This window comes from Halopseudomonas sp. 4NH20-0008, from assembly GCF_057548395.1.
In genome coordinates this window covers 210,164-234,404 of the sequence record NZ_BAAJMD010000005.1, presented here as the reverse complement: position 1 = coordinate 234,404, position 24,241 = coordinate 210,164, and the positions used below count along the sequence as shown (strand labels likewise).

General features: G+C 58.6%; 17 protein-coding genes. 8 read left to right on the top strand and 9 right to left on the bottom strand.

Annotation, left to right across the window (positions count from 1 at the left end; all coding sequences use genetic code 11):
- A partial coding sequence (locus tag AC27HQ_RS07440) for a retention module-containing protein (protein ID WP_487155513.1) occupies positions 1–1,875 on the bottom strand: 1,875 nt, incomplete at its 3' end.
- Positions 1,876–2,251: 376 nt separating this feature from the next.
- On the opposite strand from AC27HQ_RS07440, the gene AC27HQ_RS07435 reads away from it, so the two are divergent.
- The 5 genes from AC27HQ_RS07435 to AC27HQ_RS07415 all read left to right on the top strand — a co-directional run bounded on the left by AC27HQ_RS07435 (position 2,252) and on the right by AC27HQ_RS07415 (position 8,376).
- The gene (locus AC27HQ_RS07435) at positions 2,252–3,685 is read left to right on the top strand and encodes a TolC family outer membrane protein (protein WP_487155512.1); all 1,434 of its coding nucleotides are present in this window, start codon (positions 2,252–2,254) and stop codon (positions 3,683–3,685) included.
- A gap of 134 nt (positions 3,686–3,819) precedes the next feature.
- Positions 3,820–5,958: a type I secretion system permease/ATPase gene (locus tag AC27HQ_RS07430; protein ID WP_487155511.1), complete on the top strand. Its 2,139-nt coding sequence runs from the start codon at positions 3,820–3,822 to the stop codon at positions 5,956–5,958.
- Positions 5,955–7,382: an HlyD family type I secretion periplasmic adaptor subunit gene (locus tag AC27HQ_RS07425; RefSeq protein WP_487155510.1), complete on the top strand. Its 1,428-nt coding sequence runs from the start codon at positions 5,955–5,957 to the stop codon at positions 7,380–7,382. The genes AC27HQ_RS07430 and AC27HQ_RS07425 overlap by 4 nt, the downstream gene beginning before the upstream one ends.
- A gap of 2 nt (positions 7,383–7,384) precedes the next feature.
- The gene (locus tag AC27HQ_RS07420; RefSeq protein WP_487155509.1) at positions 7,385–8,017 is read left to right on the top strand and encodes a helix-turn-helix transcriptional regulator; all 633 of its coding nucleotides are present in this window, start codon (positions 7,385–7,387) and stop codon (positions 8,015–8,017) included.
- Between the two features lie 26 nt (positions 8,018–8,043).
- Positions 8,044–8,376: a hypothetical protein gene (locus tag AC27HQ_RS07415; RefSeq protein ID WP_487155508.1), complete on the top strand. Its 333-nt coding sequence runs from the start codon at positions 8,044–8,046 to the stop codon at positions 8,374–8,376.
- A 10-nt stretch (positions 8,377–8,386) separates the two neighbouring features.
- On the opposite strand, the gene AC27HQ_RS07410 is transcribed toward AC27HQ_RS07415, so the two are convergent.
- From AC27HQ_RS07410 to AC27HQ_RS07385, 6 genes are all read right to left on the bottom strand, one after another.
- Positions 8,387–10,318, bottom strand: a complete 1,932-nt coding sequence (locus AC27HQ_RS07410; protein WP_487155507.1) for a bifunctional diguanylate cyclase/phosphodiesterase — start codon at positions 10,316–10,318, stop codon at positions 8,387–8,389.
- Between the two features lie 36 nt (positions 10,319–10,354).
- Positions 10,355–11,089, bottom strand: a complete 735-nt coding sequence (locus AC27HQ_RS07405) for a transglutaminase-like cysteine peptidase (protein WP_487155506.1) — start codon at positions 11,087–11,089, stop codon at positions 10,355–10,357.
- 103 nt (positions 11,090–11,192) lie between these two features.
- Complete coding sequence (locus tag AC27HQ_RS07400; protein ID WP_487155505.1) at positions 11,193–12,278, bottom strand: lipocalin-like domain-containing protein; 1,086 nt, start codon at positions 12,276–12,278, stop codon at positions 11,193–11,195.
- On the bottom strand, positions 12,268–14,739 hold the full coding sequence (locus AC27HQ_RS07395) for an FtsX-like permease family protein (protein ID WP_487155504.1): 2,472 nt from the start codon (positions 14,737–14,739) through the stop codon (positions 12,268–12,270). Before AC27HQ_RS07395 ends, AC27HQ_RS07400 begins: the two co-directional genes overlap by 11 nt.
- Positions 14,736–15,404: an ABC transporter ATP-binding protein gene (locus tag AC27HQ_RS07390; RefSeq protein WP_487155503.1), complete on the bottom strand. Its 669-nt coding sequence runs from the start codon at positions 15,402–15,404 to the stop codon at positions 14,736–14,738. Before AC27HQ_RS07390 ends, AC27HQ_RS07395 begins: the two co-directional genes overlap by 4 nt.
- Positions 15,397–16,470: an AraC family transcriptional regulator gene (locus AC27HQ_RS07385; RefSeq protein ID WP_487155502.1), complete on the bottom strand. Its 1,074-nt coding sequence runs from the start codon at positions 16,468–16,470 to the stop codon at positions 15,397–15,399. Before AC27HQ_RS07385 ends, AC27HQ_RS07390 begins: the two co-directional genes overlap by 8 nt.
- A gap of 124 nt (positions 16,471–16,594) precedes the next feature.
- Between AC27HQ_RS07385 and AC27HQ_RS07380 the strand changes: the two genes are divergently transcribed.
- A complete protein-coding gene (locus tag AC27HQ_RS07380) occupies positions 16,595–17,500 on the top strand; it encodes a TauD/TfdA dioxygenase family protein (RefSeq protein WP_487155501.1) in 906 nt (301 codons plus the stop codon).
- Positions 17,500–18,261 (top strand): 2-keto-4-pentenoate hydratase, encoded by a 762-nt coding sequence (locus AC27HQ_RS07375; RefSeq protein ID WP_487155500.1) that lies wholly within the window; start codon positions 17,500–17,502, stop codon positions 18,259–18,261. Before AC27HQ_RS07380 ends, AC27HQ_RS07375 begins: the two co-directional genes overlap by 1 nt.
- A 286-nt stretch (positions 18,262–18,547) precedes the next feature.
- Here AC27HQ_RS07375 and AC27HQ_RS07370 read toward each other — a convergent pair whose 3' ends face one another.
- Positions 18,548–20,335, bottom strand: coding sequence for an acyl-CoA dehydrogenase C-terminal domain-containing protein (locus AC27HQ_RS07370; RefSeq protein ID WP_487155499.1), 1,788 nt, complete (start codon positions 20,333–20,335; stop codon positions 18,548–18,550).
- Positions 20,336–20,723: 388 nt separating this feature from the next.
- Positions 20,724–22,514 (bottom strand): acyl-CoA dehydrogenase C-terminal domain-containing protein, encoded by a 1,791-nt coding sequence (locus AC27HQ_RS07365; protein WP_487155498.1) that lies wholly within the window; start codon positions 22,512–22,514, stop codon positions 20,724–20,726.
- Positions 22,515–22,721: 207 nt separating this feature from the next.
- On the opposite strand from AC27HQ_RS07365, the gene selO reads away from it, so the two are divergent.
- Positions 22,722–24,155, top strand: coding sequence for a protein adenylyltransferase SelO (selO, locus tag AC27HQ_RS07360; RefSeq protein ID WP_487155497.1), 1,434 nt, complete (start codon positions 22,722–22,724; stop codon positions 24,153–24,155).
- The last annotated feature ends 86 nt before the right edge of the window (positions 24,156–24,241 follow it).

Below are 24,241 nucleotides of genomic sequence, written 5' to 3'. Positions count from 1 at the left end.
AATGTCACCGCCCGTGGCGGTACCAGTTACGGCGATGGTTTGGCCCGCTTCAGTGGCATTGATGATGTCATCAGCCGTGATGTTATTCACAGTGACGGTGCCAGCCTGAGCGACCATATCCACTGTGTGAGTCGATGTTCCGGTGCTTTCAACGGTATTGCCTGCGGCGTCGCTAGAGGTCACAACCACATCAAACTCGGTGTCAGCAGCAAGATCGCTACCGGCTACGTCAACGGTCCAGCTCCCATCGGCATCAACGGTGGTGTCATATTCGGTGCCGTTGATGATCATGGTGACCACGTCACCTTCCGCGATGTCACCGCCCGTGGCGGTACCAGTTACGGCGATAACCTGACCAGCCTCAGCCGCGTTAATCACGTCATCAGCGGTGATGTTATCAACCGTAACCGTGCCAGCCTGAGCTGCCAGATCAACGGTGTGAGTCGATGTACCTGTGGTATCGACGGTGTTACCTGCAGCATCACTGGAGCTGACCACCACATCGAACTCGGTGTCGGCAGCCAGGTCAGCACCATCGACGTTGACGGTCCAGTTGCCATCGGCATCGACGGTGGTGTCGTATTCAGTACCGTTGATCACCATGGTGACCACATCACCTTCCGCGATATCACCACCAACTGCAGTACCTGTGACCGCGATGGTTTGGCCCGCTTCAGTCGCATTGATCACGTCATCCGCCGTGATGTTATTCACGGTGACCGTGCCAGCCTGAGCTGCCAGGTCAACGGTGTGGGTTGATGTGCCGGTGCTTTCTACAGTGTTGCCCGCTGGATCGCTTGAGCCAACTACTACATCGAATTCAATGTCAGCAGCAAGATCACTACCAGCAACATCGACGGCCCAGCCACCATCCGCACCTACAGTGGTAGTGTACTCAGTGCCGTTGATGACCATAGTGACTACGTCACCCTGGCTGATATCACCACCAGCAGCAGAGCCCGTCACAGTAATGACCTGCCCTGCTTCAACAGCATTGATCACATCATCGGCTGAAATGTTGTTTACAGTGACGGTGCCCGCTTCAGCCTCAAGGTCGACGCTGTGCGTTGAAGTACCAACGCTTTCAACCGTACTGCCGGAAGCATTACTGGACACGACTATGATGTCGAACTCAGTGTCGGCCGCGAGATCGCTGCCTGCGACATCAACACTCCAGTTGCCGTCGCCATCGACACTGGTGGTGTACTCAGTCCCGTTGACAACCAGACTGACAACATCGCCTTCACTGATATCGCCACCGGTTGCAGTACCCGTAACGGCAATAACCTGACCAGACTCGGCAGCATTGATCACGTCGTCGGCGGTAATATTGCCTACGGTTACCGTGCCTGCCAGCGCCGCCCCGTCTACTTCAGCCTCTTCGACATCAACAGCGCCGCCGTTGAAGGCGAAGGTGTCCTGCTGACCCTCATCAAGACGCGAGAAAGTCACGTCCAGCTCGTTAAGCCCTTCACTTATACGTAACAAGCGCACGGAGGACGACCCGCCACCCGAGCCACCCTCAAGGCCGGCGGCAGGCGCTTCAAGGCTGTCAAAAGGATCCGCATCCTCGTTTAGGGCAGAAAGCAGGGCTTCAAGTGACTGATCAACGGAGACGTCAAGTACTGCCGAGTCCTGTACACTCGACGTGCTATTGAAGGCCATGGACTCACTGATAAGCAGACTTTGCAGCCCGGCGATCGACAGCATGTCGCCACCGCCAAAGTCCAGCACAACCTCAGCGCCTTCAGCCGTCAGCAGCGTCTCGCCGGCACGCAAACCGTCACCTTGATTAAGCGGTCTGCGTGTGCCGTCAGCCGATTGTGCCCAGGCTTGTCCGACCAGTTTGACGACGATGGCGATGATTGCATCCATGAAAAGGTCTCTCCGCAGCAATTATGTAGGCCCGCTAAATAGCAGGACCAAAAATAGGATCAGAGTGACATCATAATGATTCCACTGCCATTGCATACCGTACCAATGGACAGGTCTTGGCAACCCTTTAAATGCCATCCGTTTGCCATCACGTCAATTTTAAAATAGAATAACCGTCACATACTCGTCAGCACCAATAAAAGCCTTGATTTTGGCGCCATTTTTATGACGAATTGCGCTGTGCAACAGCTCGCATGGATAAGAAGCATCGGTTCTCAGGGTTTTCAACACGGACTCATGATGCTAAGGAAAGCACTATCTATGATGGGGTTGCGTGGATTCAGTCCTTTCTACTCACTGAGAAGCGGTTTTCAAAATGCTAACAAATCGAATCAATGGTCACGTTGCCCGCAGTCTGCTCAAATTACGCCACAAACCTCTCTATGCTGCCCTGCTGGCTGCTTCCCTGTGTCTGGCGCCGCTAGCGCAAGCGCAAGACAGCCTGCCCGAGAGCCTGAGCCAAAGCATTCGCCAGGCAATAGAAAATAATCCTGAAGTCCAGGCCCGCTGGCATGAGTTTCAGGCTCTGGATGAGGGCCTCAGCGCCAGCCGTTCAGGCTATCTGCCGCGCATCGACATCACCGCACGTACCGGCCGCAATGATCGCAACTACGGCAACAACGACGCGTTCAGTAGCAGCGATGCAGAAATTTCCCTGATCCAGAATCTGTTCAATGGCTTCCGTACCCGCGGCGAGGTCTCGCAGGCTTCAGAACAGAAACTGGTCGGCTACTACACTTTCATGGAGCAGCTCGAGAGCACTGCGCTTGAGGCCATAGCGGCCTACCAGGATGTTCTGCGCCAACGTGAGCTGGTCCAACTGGCCGAAGACAACCTGCGTCAGCATGAGCGCGTATTCGAGCAGATCAGTGATAGTGCGGCAGCCGGCGTCGCTCGTTCGGTCGATCTGGAGCAGATCAGCGGCCGCCTGTCACTGGCTGAAGCCAACCTGATTACCGAGCAGTCAAACCTGCATGATGTATCGGCACGCTTTCAGCGCATTACCGGCGACGTGCCGCCCGGCAGTCTGCCAGCAGCGCCGCTGCAAGCCGAACAGTTGCCACAAACGTTGGAACAGGCACTGTCAAACGCGTTAGTGCACAACCCAGGTTACCTGGCGGCCAGCCGCAACATCGCCGTCGCCGACGCTGAAATCAGCATTCGCAAGGCCAACCTGAGTCCATCACTGGATCTGGCTCTGCGTCAGAACTACCAGACCCACGACGAACTGGGTAATCGCGACAACCGCAATGAAGCACAGATTGGCCTTGAGTTTCGCTACAACCTTTATAGTGGCGGCCGCGACATGGCCAACATCCGTGGCGCCCATGACGAAGCCAATGCGGCCCGTGACCTGCGCAACAAAGCCTGTACTGACCTGCGCCAGACGCTGCAGATTGCCTTCAATGATGTCAACAAGATCGACCTCCAGCTGACTGCACTCAATCAGCACCGCCTGTCCTCCTCCCGCGTCAGAACCGCTTATAAACAGCAGTTCGACATTGGCCAGCGCACATTGCTGGATGTACTGGATGCCGAGAACGAGTACTTCCAGGCCAGCCGGGCTTATGCCAATGCTGTTTATGATCGTGAAATCGCCATCGCTCGCACCCTGGAAGCCCAAGGTCAATTGCTCAGTACCCTTGGCATTGTTCGCAGTGGCCTGCCTGATCTGGGCAGCGAGACTGAAACCCAACAAAACCAGCCTGGCAGCTGCCTGAGCAGTACAGAGAGCCTGGCTCAGCGCTGAAAGCGCAGGTACCTGATCGCTTATCCGCTGCATCGCTCGATACAGCGGATGACATCTCGTATCCGCTTTCGGGTATGCTTACCAAAAGATCCAGGCTGGGCAGGTTAGCGCTATAGCGAGAGGACGATTTATTGGTGGCTGAACACGCTGAAGTGGGTGGTGGTTCCCTGGTTGAGTGCCTGCGCGTATTGGCGCGCCTGCATGGCCACGATATGTCGGCGCAAACGCTGATTGCCGGCCTACCCCTTACCTCTGGCGACCTGAGCCCGTCAGTATTTGATCGCGCCGCCCGACGCTGCAACCTCACCAGCAGCATTGCCAGTCACTCACTGGGCCAAATCAACAGCCACCTGCTGCCCGCCATCCTGATTCTGGACGATAATCGCGCTTGTGTAATCAGTGGCATTGATCGGCAAAAGGGTACCGCCAGCCTGATCCACGCCGACCTGCCTGACGCCCAGACCAGCATCACGCTCGACATCCTTGAAACGTCCTACAGTGGCAAAGTGATTTACTGTCGTCCGGAGTTCAAGCTCGACAGTCGCGCCCTGGGGGATGACAGCCCGGTACGAGGCCATTGGTTCTGGGATGTGATACGCGACAACCGTCGCCTCTATCGCGATGTCATGCTGGCTGCCGTGCTGGTCAACCTGTTTGCCTTGAGCAGCCCGCTGTTCATCATGAATGTCTACGACCGGGTCGTCCCCAACCATGCCACTGATACCCTGTGGGTACTGTCCGCTGGACTCTTTATCGTACTGACCGCCGACCTGTTGATTCGCCTGATGCGCAACTGGTTTGTTGATCTGGCCGCCAGCCGAACCGATATACGCCTGTCTTCGCGCATCATGAGCCAGGTGCTTGGACTCAAGCTCAGCCACAGACCAGAGAGTGCCGGTGCCTTTGCCAGCAATCTGCAGGCCTATGAATCGATCCGCAGCTTTATCAGCTCCTTTGTCATAGTCGCTCTGATCGATCTGCCCTTTGTACTGCTGTTCACCCTGGTGATCGGCCTGATTCATCCGCCGCTGATGATCCCGATTATTATCGGCTCTCTCGCCGTGCTGGGATACGCGGTGCTAGCCCAGAGAAAACTGCATGAGCTCTCCGAAAGCAGCCAAAAGGCCAGCGCACAACGCAACGCCACGCTGGTGGAAAGTGTCAGCAATCTGGAAACCATCAAGAGCTTTTCAGCCGAGAGCCGGGTACAGACCATTTACGAGCGCGCTACCCTGTTCCTCGCCAGCATCACCACCAAGCTCCGACTGATCTCGGCTACGGTCACCAACGGTGCGGTCTGGACACAACACAGTGTGGCACTGGCAATCATTCTGATCGGCGTCTACGCCATCATTGCTGGCGACTTGTCGCAGGGCGGCCTGATCGCTGCCTACCTGTTGTCGTCCAGGGCCATGGCCCCGATCAGCCAGGCCGCAGGCCTGCTGGCGCAATACCACCAGGCGGCGACGGCGCTGGGCTCACTGGAAGAAGTCATGGCCAGGCCGGTTGAACGTCCGGTCGGCAAGGACTGGGTGCACCGCCCGGCCCTGCATGGCGAAATCGAATTCCGTAACGTCAGTTTCAGTTATCCCGGTGACGAGCAGCAAACGCTGAATGGCGTCAGTTTCAAAGTAAAAGCCGGGGAGAAAATCGCCATTCTCGGACGCAACGGCTCCGGCAAGTCGACCCTGGAAAAGCTGCTGATGGGGCTCTACCACCCGGACTCAGGATCGATCCTGATTGATGGCATTGATCTGCGCCAACTCGACCCGGCTGATCTACGCCGCAACATTGGCTACATTCCGCAGGATATTCATCTGTTCTACGGCACGTTGCGCGAAAACATTCTGATTGCCGCGCCCCATGCCACTGACCAGCAATTGATCGAGTGCGCACGCTTGAGCGGCCTGACCAGCCTGACCGACCGGCATCCGGACGGCTTTGACCTGATGGTGGGCGAAAACGGCCAGCGCCTGTCTGGTGGTCAGCGTCAATCCGTGGCCATTGCCAGAGCCATCATCAGTGAGCCACCGATTCTGCTGCTCGACGAACCTACTGGCGCCCTCGACCATGCCAGCGAAGAACTGGTCAAACGCAGCCTGACCGAGCTGGGCCAGGGCAAGACCGCGCTGATCATCACCCACCGCACCGCCATGCTGGAACTGACGCAACGCATCCTGGTGATCGACGGCGGCAAGATTGTGGCCGACGGTCCGAAGAAGGATGTAGTCGAGGCCCTGCGTCAAGGCCGTATCTGGAGTGCCCAGACATGAGCCAAAAGAACCCTGACAAGCCCCTGGAGCAACGCGGTTTTGAGGCCCTCGGCAAGGCCAGCAACTTACCCGGTCTGCGCAACTCCAAACTGCTCGACCGATTGCTCAAGCGCTGGCTCGGGCATGACCTGAGCGACAACTGGTCAATGGATGCAGAGTGGGCACGCCTGCATCAGGAGCCGGCCAGAGCACGACCGTTACTGCACGCCCTGTTTGCAGCGGTAATCCTGCTACTGATCTGGGCCGGTTTCGCGCCGCTGGATGAAGTGGCCAAGGGTGAAGGCCGGGTGATCCCCTCGCAGCAGCTGCAGATCATCCAGTCACTGGATGGCGGTATTGTCGAAAGCATTCATGTGCGTGAAGGTCAGGTTATCGAAGAGGGGCAGTTACTGCTGAGCATCGACAGCACCCGCTTCATGTCCGATCTGGCCGAACGCCAGGCGCAATCAATCGCACTACGCGCAGAGATTGCCCGCCTGCGTGCGCTGGTTTCTGACGAGCCGCTGAGCTTTGATCAAGAACTGCAAACGCAATCACCCGCGCTGGTCGAAGACGAAACCCAGCTCCATGCCAGCAGTCTGGCGGAATTGGAACAACAGCAATCCATATTCAGAAATCAGTTGATTCAGCGCCAGCAGGATCTGCGTGAAGCACGCGCTGCCAGCGAACAATACCGCACCACCCTGGATCTGACCTCGCGCGAATTGGAGCGCACCCGTCCCTTGCTGGCCTCCGGCGCCGTCTCGGAAGTGGATCTGTTACGCCTCGAGCGCGACGTAGCCAACTTGCGTGGTGAGCTTAACCGCGCCAACGCGGCCATCACGCGCAGCAGCGCAGCCATTGAAGAAGCCGAGAACAAGATTCTCGAGTCACGCTTGAACTCGATCAACCGTTGGCGTGCTGAGCTCAGCCTGGCCACCACCAAGCTCGAAGCCCTTGAACAAGCCGAAACCGGTCTGCGTGACAGGGTCAGTAAAACCGATATCACCGCGCCCGTTCGCGGTACCGTTCAGCGCCTGTTTGCCAACACCGTCGGCGGCATTATTTCCCCTGGCAGGGACATCATGGAGATTGTTCCACTGGATGACCAGCTGCTGATTGAGGCACGCATCCAACCCAAGGACATTGCCTTCGTCAGACCCGGACAAAACGCCATCATCAAGTTCACAGCCTATGATTTTGCTGTTTTCGGTGGCCTCGAGGCGGTCGTAGAACACATCAGTGCCGACACCATTACCGATGACCGTGACAATACCTTTTACCTGGCCCGGCTACGTACCGAATCCGCCGGCTTTGGCCAGGACCTGTCGATCATCCCGGGCATGATTACCCAGGTTGATATCATTACCGGCAAGAAAACCGTTCTTGAATACCTGCTCAAGCCGGTTCTGCGGGCAACCTCTGAAGCCATGCGTGAACGTTGATCATGACTCAAGACTTATTCATCACCGACGCCCACACCCTGTCACCCCGTTGGCAGCAATGCTTCCCGCTGGCTCGCATTGTCGACTCAGCGGCCGATCTGCCTGACGACGGCAACCATTTCCGGGCCTGGTATCTGGCTGACAGAGTTCCTGACTGGAGCGCTGAGGTAGCTGTACTCTGCAAGCGGCACTTTACCGTGATTGTCATGACCCGTGCGGCGAGCTTCAACCAGCTTACTGACAGCCTGGGTGCGGGTGCACGCGGTTACGTCGATGCCTTCGCCAACCGCGAGATACTCGACCAGGTTGCCCAGAGTGTGTCCGCTGGCGCACTCTGGCTTCCGGCTGAAGTGGTCTCTTCGGTGGTTGGCGCGCTGAATCGTCACACCCACTCTGAGACATCCCAGCAACAAAACGATATGACCCTGGCCCGCCTTACCGGGCGCGAGCGTGAGGTGGTCGAGGCACTGCGTCAAGGCCTGACCAACAAGCAGATCGCTATCCAACTGGATATCAGTCCGCGTACAGTCAAGGAACATCTCGGTTCAGTCTTTGCCAAACTGGGCGTCAATGATCGACTGCAACTGGCCTTGCTGTTCAACAGCCATCAACAGACCGATCGCACCCTGTCCTGAACTGCATTCGACCCGGAGGAACTGCCATGTTTGTCAAACGTGATTCGCTGGGACAGATCATCACCATCAGCCTTGAGCAGACGCCGGATTGCAATGAGCCGATTGATGACAGCGACCCCATGCTGGTGAACTTTGTTCAGAACAACCGCACGACCGCGCTGCAAGAGTACGAACTGAAGGAGACCGACCTACCCTTGATCCGGGTGATCGAGGATCTGGTCGATCTGCTCTCGGAAACCGGTGTGATCCGCTTCACCGACCTGCCCCAGGAAGCCCAGAGCAAGCTGTTGAAACGCAAGTCCATGCGCCGTCGCAGCTCCAGCCTGAACCTGCTGGACTACGACAGCGATGTGATTTGACCCGGCTTGCTTAGGCCGGATCCTGAACCCCTGGTCCGGTCACCGCATCCAAGCCACAATCCCAGGCACGCTCTATCACCTTAGCGTTCTGCACGCCTTCAAGTACCAAGGTCAAACCAATCGAATGACCCAAGCTGCAGAGCCGCTGCAAATAGTTCGCAGCCCCGCTGTCATCCTGAAGACGCTGGGCATACACGGCATCAACCTTAAGGTAATTCAGTCCCACGTCATGCAGCGCGGCTGACTGCATGAAAGCCGCGCCGGCGCTATCCAGACCAATACGACAACCGGTGCTGCGCATGCGCTCGACAAACAGCGCAATCGCCTCAGGGTGCTGCAGTGCAATGCGTTCCTGGCACTCCAACCAGACATGCGCTGCCTGCTGCGCATGCCGCCTGAGCAACTGTTCCATGCGCTGCAATCTAGGGGCATCAAGAATGATTTCCGGTGACAGGTTGATGGCAATATCACCCTGTAGTCGAGCATCGGCCAAGCCCGTCAGCACATGCTCCAGCAGTGCCAGATCAAGGTCAGGCTGCAAGCCCAGACGCCGGGCCCAGGGAATAAAGTAGCCAGCACTGCGCAGGCTGCCTGCCAGCTGCAGACGCATCATCGCCTCGTGATGCAGGACCTCACCCTTGCTCGACATGACCGGATAAGCCTGAATCGCTACGCCATCCTGCAGAGCGACCAATAAAGCCTCACGCCAGTCCTCGGCGGTGACAAAGGGCACAACGTCAATCTCGCTACGGGTTTCCAGTTCGGCATGGGTTTGGCCTTGCTGCTCGGCACGTGCCAACACACTGTCTGCGCGCATCATCACGCTGGCCCGGGACTCGCCTGGGTAAAAGCTGCAGCCGGCCTGCAACAGTACCGGCCTGGCCTGATCGGTTGCCGCGGCAACCTGCTCAAGACGTTGCAACAACTGCTCACTGAGCATCGGCAGATCGCTCACTTCAGTCAGCACCAGGGCAAAGTCCGAGCCATTCAGGCGACCGAAATAGCGCTCGCGATAATGCCCTGCAATCCCTGCAATCTGGTCTTGAACGCCGTCAGCCAGGGCACAGATCAATCGGTCGCAGCCGGCATGCCCCAGCTGGCTGTTGAGTCCGCCCAGATCCTCGATGCGAAACAGAAAAAAACCGTGCTGAGCCTGTCTGTCCGCAGCAGACAGCACCGCATCAAACTGGCTGAAAAAGAAACTCCGGTTGGACAAGCCCGTCAGGCTGTCATGTTCCAGCTCATAACGCAGCTTCTCCAGACGCCGCGCCTCAATATCCAGAATGCTCTTGACCTTCAGCGACAGGCTGTTCATGGCCCGCACCAGCAAACCGAACTCGCGGGTACGGGGCTCACCGGCGGTCAGGAAACGCTGCTCACCAATAGCTTCGGCCTGCAATATCACCGTGTCCAGCGGCCGGATAATACGTTTGAGCAGCAGGGAACCCACCAGACTGCTGAGCAGCGCCAGCGCCAGCATCCACACGCACAGCTGCCAGGCACTGCGCCATAGCGCTTCATAGGCGTAACCCTGATGGCTTTCAACACTCAGGCGCCCAAAGGATTGCCAGCCGTTGGAAACCAGGGCCGCGCCGGGCTGCACATCCAGCGCAAACAGATGCACAAACCAGTCGGGCACGCCCTGAACCTGCTCAGCCTGCGACTCGCGCAGCACCAGCGGCTCACCGTCAGTGGCATGCAGGGTGATGCGCAAATAGTGCCCCATATCAAACTGCGCCGAGACAAAGGTCTCGAGCAGAGCCGGGTCCTTTTCGATCTGGCTCAGGGTCAGGGCCAGGGAGCTGGCGTTGTCCATGTTCTTGAGGCTCAGCTGCTCTTCAAAGTACTGTTTGGCCGCCATAAAGCTCAAGCCAAAGCTGCTGACAAACATCAGACAGACCAGCAGGGCAATGGCAATCCAAAGCTGTTTAATCAACGACACGGCATACCTCTCTTTGCAGACTGACAGACAGGGGAATCACCACGACATACCCTCACTTTCCATGCGTTCGATAACATTACGCCAGCGCGACAGCCGCGCGGTGGAGCTGCCCAACGGGGTAGCTGAACCGGCTGCCCACATGCCCTGATAATTGAAACTGAAGACCGGATCCAGATCGGTGCGCATGCTTGCCGGCAGCAGATCCTCGATCAGGCTGTCGAGAATCAGCGGCTCCGAGCTCGGAGTGGCCTGGTAGCTCAGCACCATGTGGGCACGACTGGTGGAGCTGCGCGGCCCACCCAGGCGGGCCCGTACATACACCAGTCGCAGTTTGCTGTCGTCAACGCCAGCCTGCAGCAAGCTGATGTACTTGGCGATCACATAATCCTCGCAATCGCCCAGGCCGTGGCCCAGCGTCTCCAGTGGCGTGGCCCAGTAGTCCTCGGCCCCGTACAAATCACTATCGAGCCGGTAACGTAAATGCTCATGGAAAAAGGCATTGATCTGACGCACCTGGTCGAGCTCCGCTTGTCCCTGGAGCGAATACAGCAGGCTCTGCCAAAGGGCCGATACCGCCAGTCGGTCCTCACCAAAACGCGTCTTGAGCTGAGCATCAAAACGGCTGAAGTCGATACTCACCCCGCGACTGACCGGTTCGGCAAACAACGCCAGACTCCCCGCGAACAATACCATCAGCGACAGTCGCGCACGCTGCAGCCAGCGGCGCAACACCGATCCGGAAGCAGACGAGACTGAAGCGGGGTAGGGCAAGATGTATCCTGTCGCAAGAAGGCCGATATGGGTCAAAAACGGCTGACTATCACCTTGCCAGCATAGCGCAGCCGCTGGGGAAAATCCCCCTGCAGTGGACAGGCTAATACCCTGTCATTTCCAGATAGCCCACTCCACTATGACTACCCTGAGCGCGAACCGGGCCTTCCCAATAGCTGATACCGGTATCCATCCAGGCCTGCTCGTTCAGCGCGCGGGTTCTGATATCCAGCCCCAGCGAGGGAACCTGCAGATGCCAGCGCGTTGGCACGCTGCGCCCAGCCACGCGCGTCTTACCCTCCGGGGTCATGCGTATCTGTTCGGGCGCAAGCGGTGTTGTCTGACCATCGGCCGCAATCCAGGTACCCGAGTAATAGTGCCCTTGCGTGTCACTGCGCAAACGGAACAGCATCAGTTTGTTGCCATCATCCAGATGCAGTGAGAACCAGTCCCAGCCCTGCTGATCGGCTGCCAAGGGTTGACTGCTCCATTCCCGATCAAGCCAGGCCTGCCCCACGACCTGATGCTGTTGCCCCTGCCAGGTTATCTCGCCAGTGACCCGGTAGAAGGGCTGGCTGTAATACCAGGACGCCTGCCCGGCCGTCGATTTACGACTGAAACCGCGCTCACCCTGGAGCACCAGTGGTTGGTCGCTGTCCAACTGCAGACGATAGGAAAAGTCCTCACCCCCGGCTTCAACCTGCAACGGACTCAATGACTGGTTGGGCCGCCCCTGCAGTTGCCAGTCATCAATCCAGGCAGCAAAGGGTTGCAGACGAACACCGGCATGTCCAACCCCGCCGCGTGCAAGACGATCCGCATGCCGGTGCCCGCTGGCATGGGTCAGTGCGGCATGACCCAACCAGACCTGCGCGCTGGCCCAACCCTCCTCGGCCTGGGCAGCTGTTTGCGGCTGCAGGGCCTGACGGAACAAGGTCCACTGCACACCCCATTCCTTACCCTGCTGGTCGCGCAGATTGGCCGTGACGTACCACCACTCAATACGGTAATCCGGGTGGGCGGCGTGGTCCCCCGGGAAGCGCAGCTCGCGGCCCGCTTCGACGGCGGTAAAACCCTCAGAAGCTTCGCCCAGTCCGGCGAAGCCGCGCATTTCAGGCGCAGGAGTCGGTTCACAGCCGACCAGCAACACGCTGGCCAGCCAGCACAACAGATGCACCTTAGACTTCATGGCTAAACCCCTTGAGCAAGGCCTGCGGCCCGGTTCTGGCCAAACGCCAGAGCGGTACCAGACTGGCCAGCAACACGGCCAACAACGCCATCAGCACCAGGGTCAGCCACTGTCTGGGGAACCAGTGCCAGGGCAGTCGCCAGCCAAAGGCCTGCACATTGACCACATCCACCAGACACCAGGCCAGCAGCAAACCCAGGGGAATGGCCAGTAACGCCGTCAAAGTCGCCAACACCAGCATCTGCAACAAGCTCAGCCAGGCCAATTGCCGGGGTCGCAAACCCATGGCCCAGAGCGGCGCCAATTGAGTCAGACGACTGTCAGACAGGCTCAGCAAACTGGTCAACAGCGCCACGGCCGCCACCCCTAGGGTGAGCGTGTTGAGCGCCGCCGTGGCGGCAAAGGTCTGCTCAAACACCTGACGTGAGTAGCGTTTGAGCGAGGCCTGATCTATTACCCGGCTGCTGGCCAGATCGAATTGATTCTGCAGCGCCTGAGCCAGACTGGCCGCGCTCCCTGCCTGCGTCAGCAGACCCAGACTTGAGAGCGGTTGTTCGGGCCAGCGCTGGGCCAGCAGGTTGGCCGAAAGCAGAATCTGACCACGCGGATTGCCATAGTCAGCATAACGACCCAGCACGCGTGTGGTCCAGGACCCCTGCGGCGTATCCAGCGTCACGGCATCATTGACCTGCAGATTCAGACGGTAGGCCAGTTGCTCACTGAGCAGCACACCTTCACCGGCGGCCAACTGCGGCCAGACATCCGCCCGCGCTTCCAATAGCGGCCAGGTATCGGCATACAAGGGATGATCGACTATGCCGCTCAACTCGGAAGGCCACCCACCCACTCGGGCTTGAACCTGCCAACTGGGCAGCTGATCCAGTACCTCGGGCTGCGCATCAAGCCAACTGACAATCTCCCGTGCCTGCTGGTTCGAAGCTGGACGCACATACACATCGGCAGCCAGGCGCTGATCCAGCCAGCCATTGAAGGTCAGGCGGAAGCCTTCGGTCATGCTGCCTACCCCAACATTCGCCGCCAGCGCCAGCATCAGTGCCATCAACGCCATACTCAGTCCGGATAGTTGCTGCTGACTGTCAGCCCAGAACCACTGCGCCACGGGGCCCTTTGCGAGGCGGCCGGCAGCACGTAACAGCAGACTCAGACCCAGAGGTAACAGCCAGGCCGCGCCTAACAGTAACGATGCCAACAGGGCAAAACCGGCCAGCAATCCATCGCCCAGTCGCACCAGCAGTGCCGCCCCCATCAACAGCCCGACACCCAGCACAGCCAGCCTGATCAGGCTGCGATTCTGCGCCTCACGCCAGGCTTGCGGCCGCGCCCACGCCAACAAAGGCAAACGCAGGGCGGTCAGTACCCGACTGCCACCGGCCAGCAGAGTGCCGCAGAGTGCCATCGCCAGTCCGGCCAGCCACCAACTGGCATCCAGATTCAATTGTGCCCCGACCTGAGCGCCATACAACCCGCGCAAACTGGCCGCCAGATCACCTATTAATGCTGCCGCCACAGCAAAGCCACTGAGGACGCCAAGGCTGCCGCCCAGCAGCGCCAACAGCAGTAACTCGAGGAGCAATACCGAGGCCAGCATGGGCAGGCTGACGCCACTGGCCCGCAGGCTTTGTAGCAAGCCACGCCGCTGTTCAAGTGCCAACCCGAAGGCCGCATGCACGATAAACAGGCCGACCGCAAATGCCAGCAGCCCGAGCGCCGACAGATTGAGATGGAAGCTGTCCGTCAGACGACCCAGATCGGCCTCCTCCCGACTCTCGCGTACCAATGGCACGTCCGCTGGCAATGCTCGCTCCGCACCCTTGGGCCCGTCCGCCAACAGCAACTGCGTGAGCTGATCGGTACCAAGTAGCCGTTGCGCCTGACCGATATCCATGAACAGTTGGCCGGGCGGCAAACCATCTATTACCTGCAACGCTGGCACGGTCTGGCCGTCGGTCAAATCCACCGCTTCACCAGGCTGCAAACCCAGTTCTGCCAGTGTCTCGGCCGCCAGCCAGGTGCGTCCCGGCGCCAGCAGAAAATCAAGCAAGGCATCGGCAGCGGTGTTCTGGCCGGTCAGTGGACTGTCGCTTGGCAGACTCAGCGGGTCAAAGCCGGTCAGTTGGACGCGCCGCTCAGTGCCGGCAATCGACAGACTCAGGCTGCCCTGCACAATCGGTGACACTGCCCAGCCCTGGCGACGCAGCTGCACAAACACAGCCTGATCAAAGGACTGCCCGGTGGGACTGACCAGCAGCGTGCTCTGTTCGCTGCCGAACACCGCTGCGGCCCGGTCATAACTGTCACGCGCCTGACTGTTTAGAGCTTGCACGCCGGTCCACAGGGCCGTTGCCAGCCACAAGCCGATCAGTAGACAACTCGCCTGCAAGGGGTGGCGTCGCCAGTGGCTGATCAGGCTGTGTAACACCCACAGGAAGCGACTGATCATGGCCGTGCAGCAGGCTGAACACGGCCCATGGACAAGCTGACCTGCTGCTGCAAACGACCAGCCAGGCCGGCACTGTGGGTGACCATCAGCAGCCCGGCACCACTGTCGCTGACCAGCGACAACAGCAGTGTCAGCACCTCGTCGGCGGTCTGCTCATCCAGGTTGCCGGTGGGCTCGTCAGCCAGAATCAACGGTGGCCTGACAGCCAAGGCGCGGCCGACCGCCACCCGTTGCTGCTGACCACCGGAGAGCTGTTCGGGATAGCGCTTAAGCAGTTCCGACAGGCCAAGCTGCGCGGCCAGATAGCCTTGCCACTCGACATCCAGGCGCCCGGCCAGGCGCGCCTGAAACGCCAGATTGTCAGCCACGGTCAGGGACGGAATCAGATTGAACTGCTGAAAGATCACCGCTACCTGTTCACGTCGATAGGCCGCACGGGCCCTTTCGCCCAGGTTGTCGAGTGCCAAGCCATCGAAGCGAATCTGCCCCTGATCAGCTGTATCAAGGCCACCCACCAGGTGCAGCAAGGTACTCTTGCCACTGCCGGACTCGCCCATCAGCGCCATGGTCTGGCCCCGTTGCAGGCTAAGATCGATGCCATTCAACACCGGCACCCGCCCCTGTGGACTGCTGTAGCCCTTGTACAGATCCCGTACTTCAAGCATGACCTGCATACTCCCGACTGAACGCATCCAAGGGGTAATCCGGCGCAGCAGCCGCCAGCTTGTGTTGGGCCTGCCGCCATTGATCGGGGGACAAGCCGGTCCAGCGCTTGAAGGCCCGGGAAAAACTGGCCGCCTCGGCATAGCCCAGCTGCTGGGCTATGCTGTCCAGCCCCAGGGCGCTGTCGTGCAACAGCCGCTCGGCCAGAGTGCGGCGCACACGCTGATCCAGCGCGCGATAGGCCTGCCCTTCATTGGCGAGTCGACGGTGCAAGGTTCGCTCCGACAATCCCAGCCATCCGGCCACCTCAGCGGCGGTATACAAATGCCCGGAACGACTCATCAGCGCCTGCAGCACCTGCCGAGCCAGCGGCGTCTGCACATCATCGAGCTGTTCACACAGGCGTTGGCACAGACTGGCACAGTTACGCTGGGTAACCGGATTGGCCTGCGGCAGGGCCTGGTTCAGGTCGTCCCAACTGATCAGCATGGCGTTCTGCCCGGTACCGAGCACAACCGGACAGTCAAAGTAATCGGCATAGTCGGCCTTCGGCTCAATTGCCGGCAGGTCAAGATACACCGCCAGCGGTCTGAAACGCCGTTGCAGCAATTCACCATAGACCGCTTGCCAGGCAGCCAGCCCGCGCTCGATGACCAGGCAACGGGCGTCTTCAGGAAGTACATTAGCGTCCAGCGACATCAACAATCCATTGCTGTCGGCCTGTAGGGCGACCGGACAGATCGACAGGGCCAGAGGTCGGAACTGCTGGGTGATATCGATGGCTTCACGCAGGGTGCGGCTGGCCAACATGGTGTAGCCGAGCAGGCCGAGACTGGTGAGGTGGTAACGCTGCCCCAGCAGCAGACCGCTGCCAGGCGCCGGGTGTTGCGCCACCAGATTGCGAATCACCGCCAGCTCCTGCCAGAGTTCAAGACTCTGGACGTGCTCGATCGGCGTATCCTGCAAACCGGTTTGTTGCAAACAGCTTTGTGCAGACACACCAAGCTCCTCAGCCAGGGCCAGCAGCAGTTTTACATTGGTGTTGTCGCGGCGCTGACGCCAGTTCATGGGAGCAACCCCGGGCCACGTGAGTGGCAGTAAGTATCATGCCGTGGCGGCAATAATCATGGAGTGAGTATAGGGGCTGCTGCATGATCAAACAGCCGTCAACCTATAACAAGAGGTAACCGCCATGCCCGAATTCTTCTACACCACTGCGCAAAACAATCAGGCCCGCCCCAGCCAACACTTCAACGTCAAACCGGTGGCCGGCTCATTGGGCGCGGATATTCACGATATTGACCTTAACAACCTGTCCGACGCGGGCCAGGCCGACCTGCGCCAGGCGTTGATGGATCATCAGGTACTCTACATTCGTGACCAGTCTCTGAGTGTTACCCAGCTGGAGGCGGTATCACAGCGCTTTGGCGAATTCGGCGTCGAGCCCTATGTCACGCCCATGGCCGACCACCCGCATGTGGTGCATGTTTTGAAGGAAGCCGGTGAAGGTACGCCCTTTGTTTTTGGTGGCGCCTGGCACTCGGACTGGTCCTTCCAGGCCAGACCGCCGGCCTTTACCCTTCTCTACGGGCACGATGTGCCTGAGGTTGGCGGCGATACCCTGTTCAACTCCATGTACCTGGCACTGGAATGGTTGTCTCCTGCCATGCGTCAGATGCTGCATGGTTTGAACGGTGTTCACAGTCCGGAGTTTGGTTATGGCCCTAATTCAAAGCACAACGCCGGGCTGGAAAGCATGCAGATTCGTTATGGCGAAAATGTCGACCATGATGTGCGCTGTCATCCACTGATTACCCGCCACCCGGAAACCGGTCGCAACCTACTCTTTGCCAACCCGGCCTACACCCTGGGTATCGAAGGCATGAAACCGGAAGAATCCCGCCCACTCCTGGACTACCTGTTCTCGGTGGCCACGGCACCGGCCTTTTGTGTGCGTATGCGCTGGACGCCGGGTACCCTGGCGATCTGGGATAACCGCTGCGTCTGGCACCAGCCGGTCTCGGACTATTTTGGAACGCGTCGGGAAATGTTCCGCACCACGGTAGTGGGTGAGCCACCCGTGCGGGGCAGTCTGTGATGCTGTCCGCCAGCGCCGCCGCACAGCGACTGCTGACGGCACGGCAGTCGGGACAGGGCTGCGAATCACTTGGCCTGCAGGCCCTGGAGCAGGGTTATGCGGTGCAGGCCGAACTGACAGCCCTGTGGCGTAGCGCTGGCCTGCAGCCCTGTGGCTACAAACTGGGCTTGACCGATCAGCGCATGCAGCAGGCTACCGGTGTCTCACACCCGCTGTACGGGCCGTTGATGCGTCAGTGGCACTACCCGAGCCCGGCCAGACTGACAGACGCAGGCCTGCTGTCGCCGCGTGTGGAAGGGGAAGTCGCGTTCGTGTTCAAACAAGGTCTGGACGATGCGAACGCCAGCGAAGCTCAACTCAAGGAAGCACTCAGCCATGTGCTACCGGCGCTGGAGGTCTGTGATTCAGCCTTCCTCGGCTGGCCTACCAGCTTGCCTGACGCACTGGCGGATAATCTGTCCTGCGGCCTGTATGTGCTCGGCGATCAGCCGGTTGCCGTTGACACGCTGGACTTCGCCAACCTGGAGATGACCCTATTGTGTAACGGTGAACAGGCCGCCAGAGGACATGCCAACCAATGCATGGGCAGCCCCCTAATGGCCTGTCTGTGGCTGGTACGCGAACTGGCCGCCCAGGGTACGCCGATACAGGCGGGCGAGATCATCCTGTCAGGTGCGTTGGGGCCGATGCTGCGTGTCAATGAAGGGGATAGCGTGCAGATGTCGCTGGGTGTGCTAGGCGAGGTCAGCTGCTACTTTTGAAGGCAAATGAAAGGCAAAGAAAAACCCCGCCGAGGCGAGGCTTTGCAGAACGTTATTCCTGATCATCCGTAATGGCGGTGTCTCCAGACACTGTCCCTGATCCTTGTTGGTATGGTCGCTTCCTGCGCTTGCTCCAAGCACGAGCAATAATACGCAGGCAATGCAGGTGCGCCCATAGCCAATGACCGTTAATCCCTGTAAGCCATAGCTTACAATTGGTAACATTTGGCTCCAACCGAGACAATTGAGACTACCTGACGGCCAGAGCCGTCAGGTATGACCCGGCTCAGAACTGGGCTGCATCCAGCTCATACAGCGGCTCGCTACCGGCACGAACAGACTCACTGAGCGAGTGAATACGCGGCAGCATGCGCTTGATGAAGAAACGACCGGTGCCAATCTTGGACTGGTAAAAGCCGTCAGCATCATCAGCCAGACGCGCTACGGCCGACTTGGCCATCATCGCCCACATGTAAGCATAGGCTGTGTAACCAAAGACATGCAGGTACTCCACCGAGGCCGCACCAATTTCGTTCGGGTTGGTCTTGCTGCGGTCGATAACCAGGGCGGTCAGCTCATCGAGATTGTCGATGGCCTTAGACAGGGGCTGGACAAACTCGGCCAGTTCCTTGCCCTGATTGGCTGCTATAAAGCCACGTACTTCATCAAGGAACACCTTGACGAAGGCACCGTTGTTGGCGACTGTCTTGCGGCCCATCAGATCCAGTGCCTGAATACCGTTGGTGCCTTCATAGATCTGTGCAATGCGCACGTCACGAACCAGTTGCTCCTGGCCCCATTCGCGCACATAACCATGGCCCCCAAACACCTGCTGGCCATGCACGCAGTTTTCCAGACCCACGTCGGTAAAAAAGGCCTTGGCTACCGGTGTCAGCAGGGCAACCAGATCTTCAGCCTTTTTCTTGATCTCGGCATCATCGGCGTACTTGCTGATATCCAGCTGCGAACCCACATAGGTAGAAAACGCCCGACTGCCCTCGGTCATGGACTTGATGGTCAGCAGCATGCGACGTACGTCGGGATGCACGATGATCGGATCAGCGGCCTTGTCCGGTTGCTGGGCACCGGTCGGCGCGCGGCTCTGAATGCGGTCACGGGCGTAGGCCACGGCGCTCTGGTAGGAGGCCTCGGAACAACCGATACCCTGAATACCAATGGACAGGCGCTCGTAGTTCATCATGGTGAACATGGCATTCAGGCCCTTGTTCACTTCCCCGATCAGATAACCCTTGGCGCCATCAAAGTTCATCACGCAGGTAGCCGAAGCCTTGATGCCCATCTTGTGCTCGATCGAGCCACAGTTGACCGGGTTACGCTCGCCCAGGCTGCCATCGGCATTGACCATGAACTTGGGTACCAGGAACAGCGAGATACCCTTGGGACCGGCCGGTGCGTCGGGCAACTTGGCCAACACCAGGTGAATGATGTTCTCGGTCAGATCATGCTCGCCGCCGGTGATGAAGATCTTGGTACCGGTCACCGCGTAGCTACCATCCGCCTGCGGCACTGCCTTGGTACGGATGATGCCCAGGTCAGTCCCACAGTGCGGCTCGGTCAGACACATGGTGCCCGCCCAGGTACCGGCATACAGGTTCGGCAGGTAAGCCTGCTTGAGCTCTTCACTGCCATGGGCGTCCAGCGCCAGACAGCAGCCTGCCGTCAGCGCCGGGTACAGTGCAAAACTGTTGTTGGCGCCGTAAACCATCTCCTCGACCTGCACACCCAGGGTCTTGGGCATGCCCAGTCCACCAAAATCGGGGTTGCCGCCCAGCCCTACCCAGCCACCTTCAGCGTAGGTGCTGTAGGCCTGCTTGAAACCGGCGGGTGTAGTAACCACACCGTTATCCCACTTGGCGCCTTCTTCATCACCGCTACGGTTCAAGGGTGCAATGGTCTGCGAGGTAATCTTGCCGGCTTCCTCAAGCATCGCATCAGCGGTTTCCCAATCGATGGCGCCGTTCAGCCCAGGCAGGCTTTGCCACAGCTTGTCAGCCTCGAACACTTCATTCAGAACGAAACGAATATCACGCAGGGGGGCTTTATAGTCGGCCATGAAAAGATCCTCTCGCAGTCATTGCATCCGGGGCAGTCCGGAACATGGGACGATTGTAGCGCGGCAACGTTTCAGGTCATAGCGTCTTTAAATGACTAAATTGTAATTTTCGGTCACAGATCCTCACGATTGCTGCGAGGCTTTCCCGTTGATTCTTTCAGTTTGCACCAAAGCATGCTGTTGCAGCGCGATCTAGCCTACAGCTGACCGTCAGAGCACAGGGATGTGCGATGGCGAGCCCCACGGATGGCTTGTAGCGTGTCAGCTGTAGGCTAGATCGCGCTGCAAAATACCCCGCCCACTGAAAAGCCCATATTAAAAAGCCCCGAACCAGTCGGGGCTTGTTGTTTTTCACTTGCAGCTTGCGGCTGGAAGCTTGCCGCTGACATTAAAACTGATCAGCGGTCATCTGCATCAAGTTGTCAGCACCTGATTCCAGCGCTTCAACATGGGCACGGGCACGCGGCAGCAGACGCTTGAAGTAGAACTCCTGGGTGGCTAGCTTGGCCTTGTAGAAGTCCTCCTCAGTGGTACCGGCATCCAGCGCAGATTGTGCCGCCACAGCCATCTTCAACCAGAAGAACGCCAGGATCACGTAACCCGAATACATCAGGAAGTCCATTGCCGCCGCACCCACTTCCTCGCGGTTCTGCATGGAGCGCATGGCGATCTTCTGGGTCAGCTCACCCCACTCGGCGTTGAGCTTGTTCAGCTTGGCTACGTACTCACCCAGGGTCGCATGACCTTCATTGGCCTGACAGAATTTGTGCACTTCCTTGGTGAAGGCACGCTGCATCTTGCCCTGGCTCATCAGCACCTTGCGGCCCAATAAATCCAGTGCCTGAATGCCGTTGGTACCTTCATAGATCAGACCGATGCGGCAATCCCGTACCTGCTGCTCCTGGCCCCACTCACGGATATAGCCGTGACCACCGAAAATCTGTACGCCGTGGTTGGTTACTTCCAGGCCGGTTTCGGTCATGAACGCCTTGCAGATCGGCGTCAGGAACGCCAACTGGTCATCGGCATTGGCACGCACGGCTTCGTCCTTGGAGTAATGCGCCTTATCCAGCAACTGAGCGGTGTAATAGGACAGTGCGCGGTTACCTTCATTGAAGGCTTTCATGGTCAGCAGCATGCGGCGCACGTCAGGGTGAACGATAATCGGGTCCGCAGACTTCTCGGGCGCAGCTGGACCAGACAGGGCACGCATCTGCAGGCGGTCCTTGGCATAGGCAATAGCGCTCTGGTAGGAGGCTTCGCCATGACACAGACCCTGCATACCGGTACCCAGACGCGCATGGTTCATCATGGTGAACATGCAGTTCAGACCTTTGTTGATTTCACCAATCAGGAAGCCGGTGGCACCGTCAAAGTTCAGCACGCAGGTAGCAGACCCTTTGATGCCCATCTTGTGCTCCAGCGAGCCACACTTGACGCCGTTGCGCTCACCGACCTCGCCGTTGGCGTCAGGGAGGAACTTGGGCACGATGAACAAGGAAATACCCTTGGTGCCAGCCGGGGCATCGGGCAGCTTAGCCAGCACCAGGTGAACAATGTTCTCGGCAAAGTCATGCTCGCCACAGGAAATAAAGATTTTTGTCCCGGTGATTTCGTAAGTGCCGTCTTCGCGCGGGATAGCACGGGACTTGATCAGACCCAAATCAGTACCACAATGGGGCTCGGTCAGACACATTGAACCCGTCCAGGTACCGGGAACCAGCTTGTTAAGATACAGCTCTTTCTGCTCCGGACTACCGTGGGCGCGAATCGCTGCGGAACAGCCATGGCTCAAACCGGGATACATGCTCCAGGCGTAGTTGGCGGACGCGGTCATCTCGGCCACAACCAGGCCCAATGACGCTGGCAGGCCCTGACCACCGTATTCGACCGGACCGGTCATGGAGCCCCAACCGTTATCCACGTACTGCTGGTAAGCTTCCTTGAAGCCCTTGGGTGTGGTGACAACACCATCATCAATATGACAACCTTCTTCATCACCGGAGCGATTCAGCGGGGCCAGTACTTCACCGGCGAATTTGGCACTTTCTTCAAGCACTGCGCTGACCAGATCAGGGGTTGCATCCGTGAGGCCATGGGCCTCGTAACCGGCGGCAAAGTCGAATACTTCATCCATCACAAAGCGCATATCGCGCAGGGGGGCTTTATAGTCAGGCATGATATTGTCTCCAAAACATGGCAGGACCATACCTGCCATGACGTATTCATACGATCGTTTGAACACTACGATCAGGTCGCCACAGGGTCAAGACATTGGACTCTGAATTACACTGCTTGATACAAAGCCATAAGGCAGCATACAGGCCAGCAGAAAGACAGTCTGTATCCTTGTCGAAACACTCGCCGAATACCATGAGCCAAGCCCTTGAAAGCACTGACCGAGTTGATATTCGATAACCGTTTTGCCCAACTGGGAGACACCTTCTCCAGCGCCGTGATACCCCAGCCACTGCATAACCCTCGCCTGGTGGTTGTCAGCCAGTCAGCCATGGCGCTACTTGATCTGCGCCCGGACCAGGCTGAAACCAGCCTGTTCACCGAGCTGTTTGCCGGGCAGAAGATCTGGAGCGATGCCGACCCCCGGGCCATGGTCTATTCCGGCCACCAGTTCGGCCACTACAATCCGCAACTGGGTGACGGCCGCGGACTGCTGCTTGGCGAAGTCGTGAATAACCGTGGTGAACACTGGGACCTGCACCTCAAGGGTGCCGGCAGCACGCCCTATTCACGTATGGGCGATGGCCGTGCGGTCTTGCGCTCGTCTATCAGAGAGTTTCTTGCCTCTGAGGCGCTGCATGCGCTGGGTATTCCCAGTAGCCGCGCGCTCTGCGTCACTCTGGGCGACAATCCGGTCTACCGAGAGACCGAGGAACGCGCTGCCATGCTGCTGCGTCTGGCGCCGTCGCATATTCGCTTCGGACACTTTGAATTCTTCTACTACACCAATCAGAGAGACGCGTTGCGGCAACTGGTCGACTTCACCCTGGACAACTGCTATCCCACGTGCCGCGTTGAGCCGGAACCGGAACGCGCGCTATTCCGTAACGTACTGGAGCGCACGGCAGTGCTGATTGCCGGCTGGCAAGCCTATGGCTTCTGTCACGGCGTAATGAACACCGACAACATGTCGATCCTTGGCATCACCTTCGACTTTGGCCCCTACGCCTTTCTCGATGACTATGATGCACGACATGTCTGCAACCACTCCGATCATGAAGGCCGCTACGCCTTCCACCGCCAACCGGCGATCGCCCACTGGAACCTTGCCTGCCTGGCCCAGGCATTGACCCCCTTCGTGTCAGTCGACAACCTCAAACAGGAGCTGGCGCAGTTCATGCCACGGTTTCAGTCCCACTACCTGAAACTGATGCGCAGACGCCTGGGTTGGGCCGGGAGCCAGCCTGAGGATGAAGGCCTGCTGGAGCAACTGCTGCAAGCCATGCAAACCAGCGCGTGTGACTATAACCAGACGTTGCGCGCCCTGGCTGAGGACGACCCCGGTGTACGCGACCGTTTCATTGATCGGCAGGCGATGGATAACTGGCTGACATTGCACCGTCAACGGCAAACCCTTGATCCGAGCGCACTGGCGCAACGGCAGGCATGCAATCCGCTCTACATTCTGCGCAACTACCTTGCTCAGGAAGCCATCAGCGCCGCCGAGCAGGGTGACTTCGGCCCTGTCCGGCGTCTGCATGAGGTGCTGCAGCAGCCCTGCCAAGAGCAAGCCGACGCCAGCCAATTTGCAGCGCCACCTCCGGATTGGGGCAAGCATCTGAAGATCAGTTGTTCATCCTGAGCAGCACCCGTCTGATATATCTTTACGGAATATCAAAATCAGTTTTGGTGCTTGGACAAGTCTAATATTCCACTTTACTGTGGCGG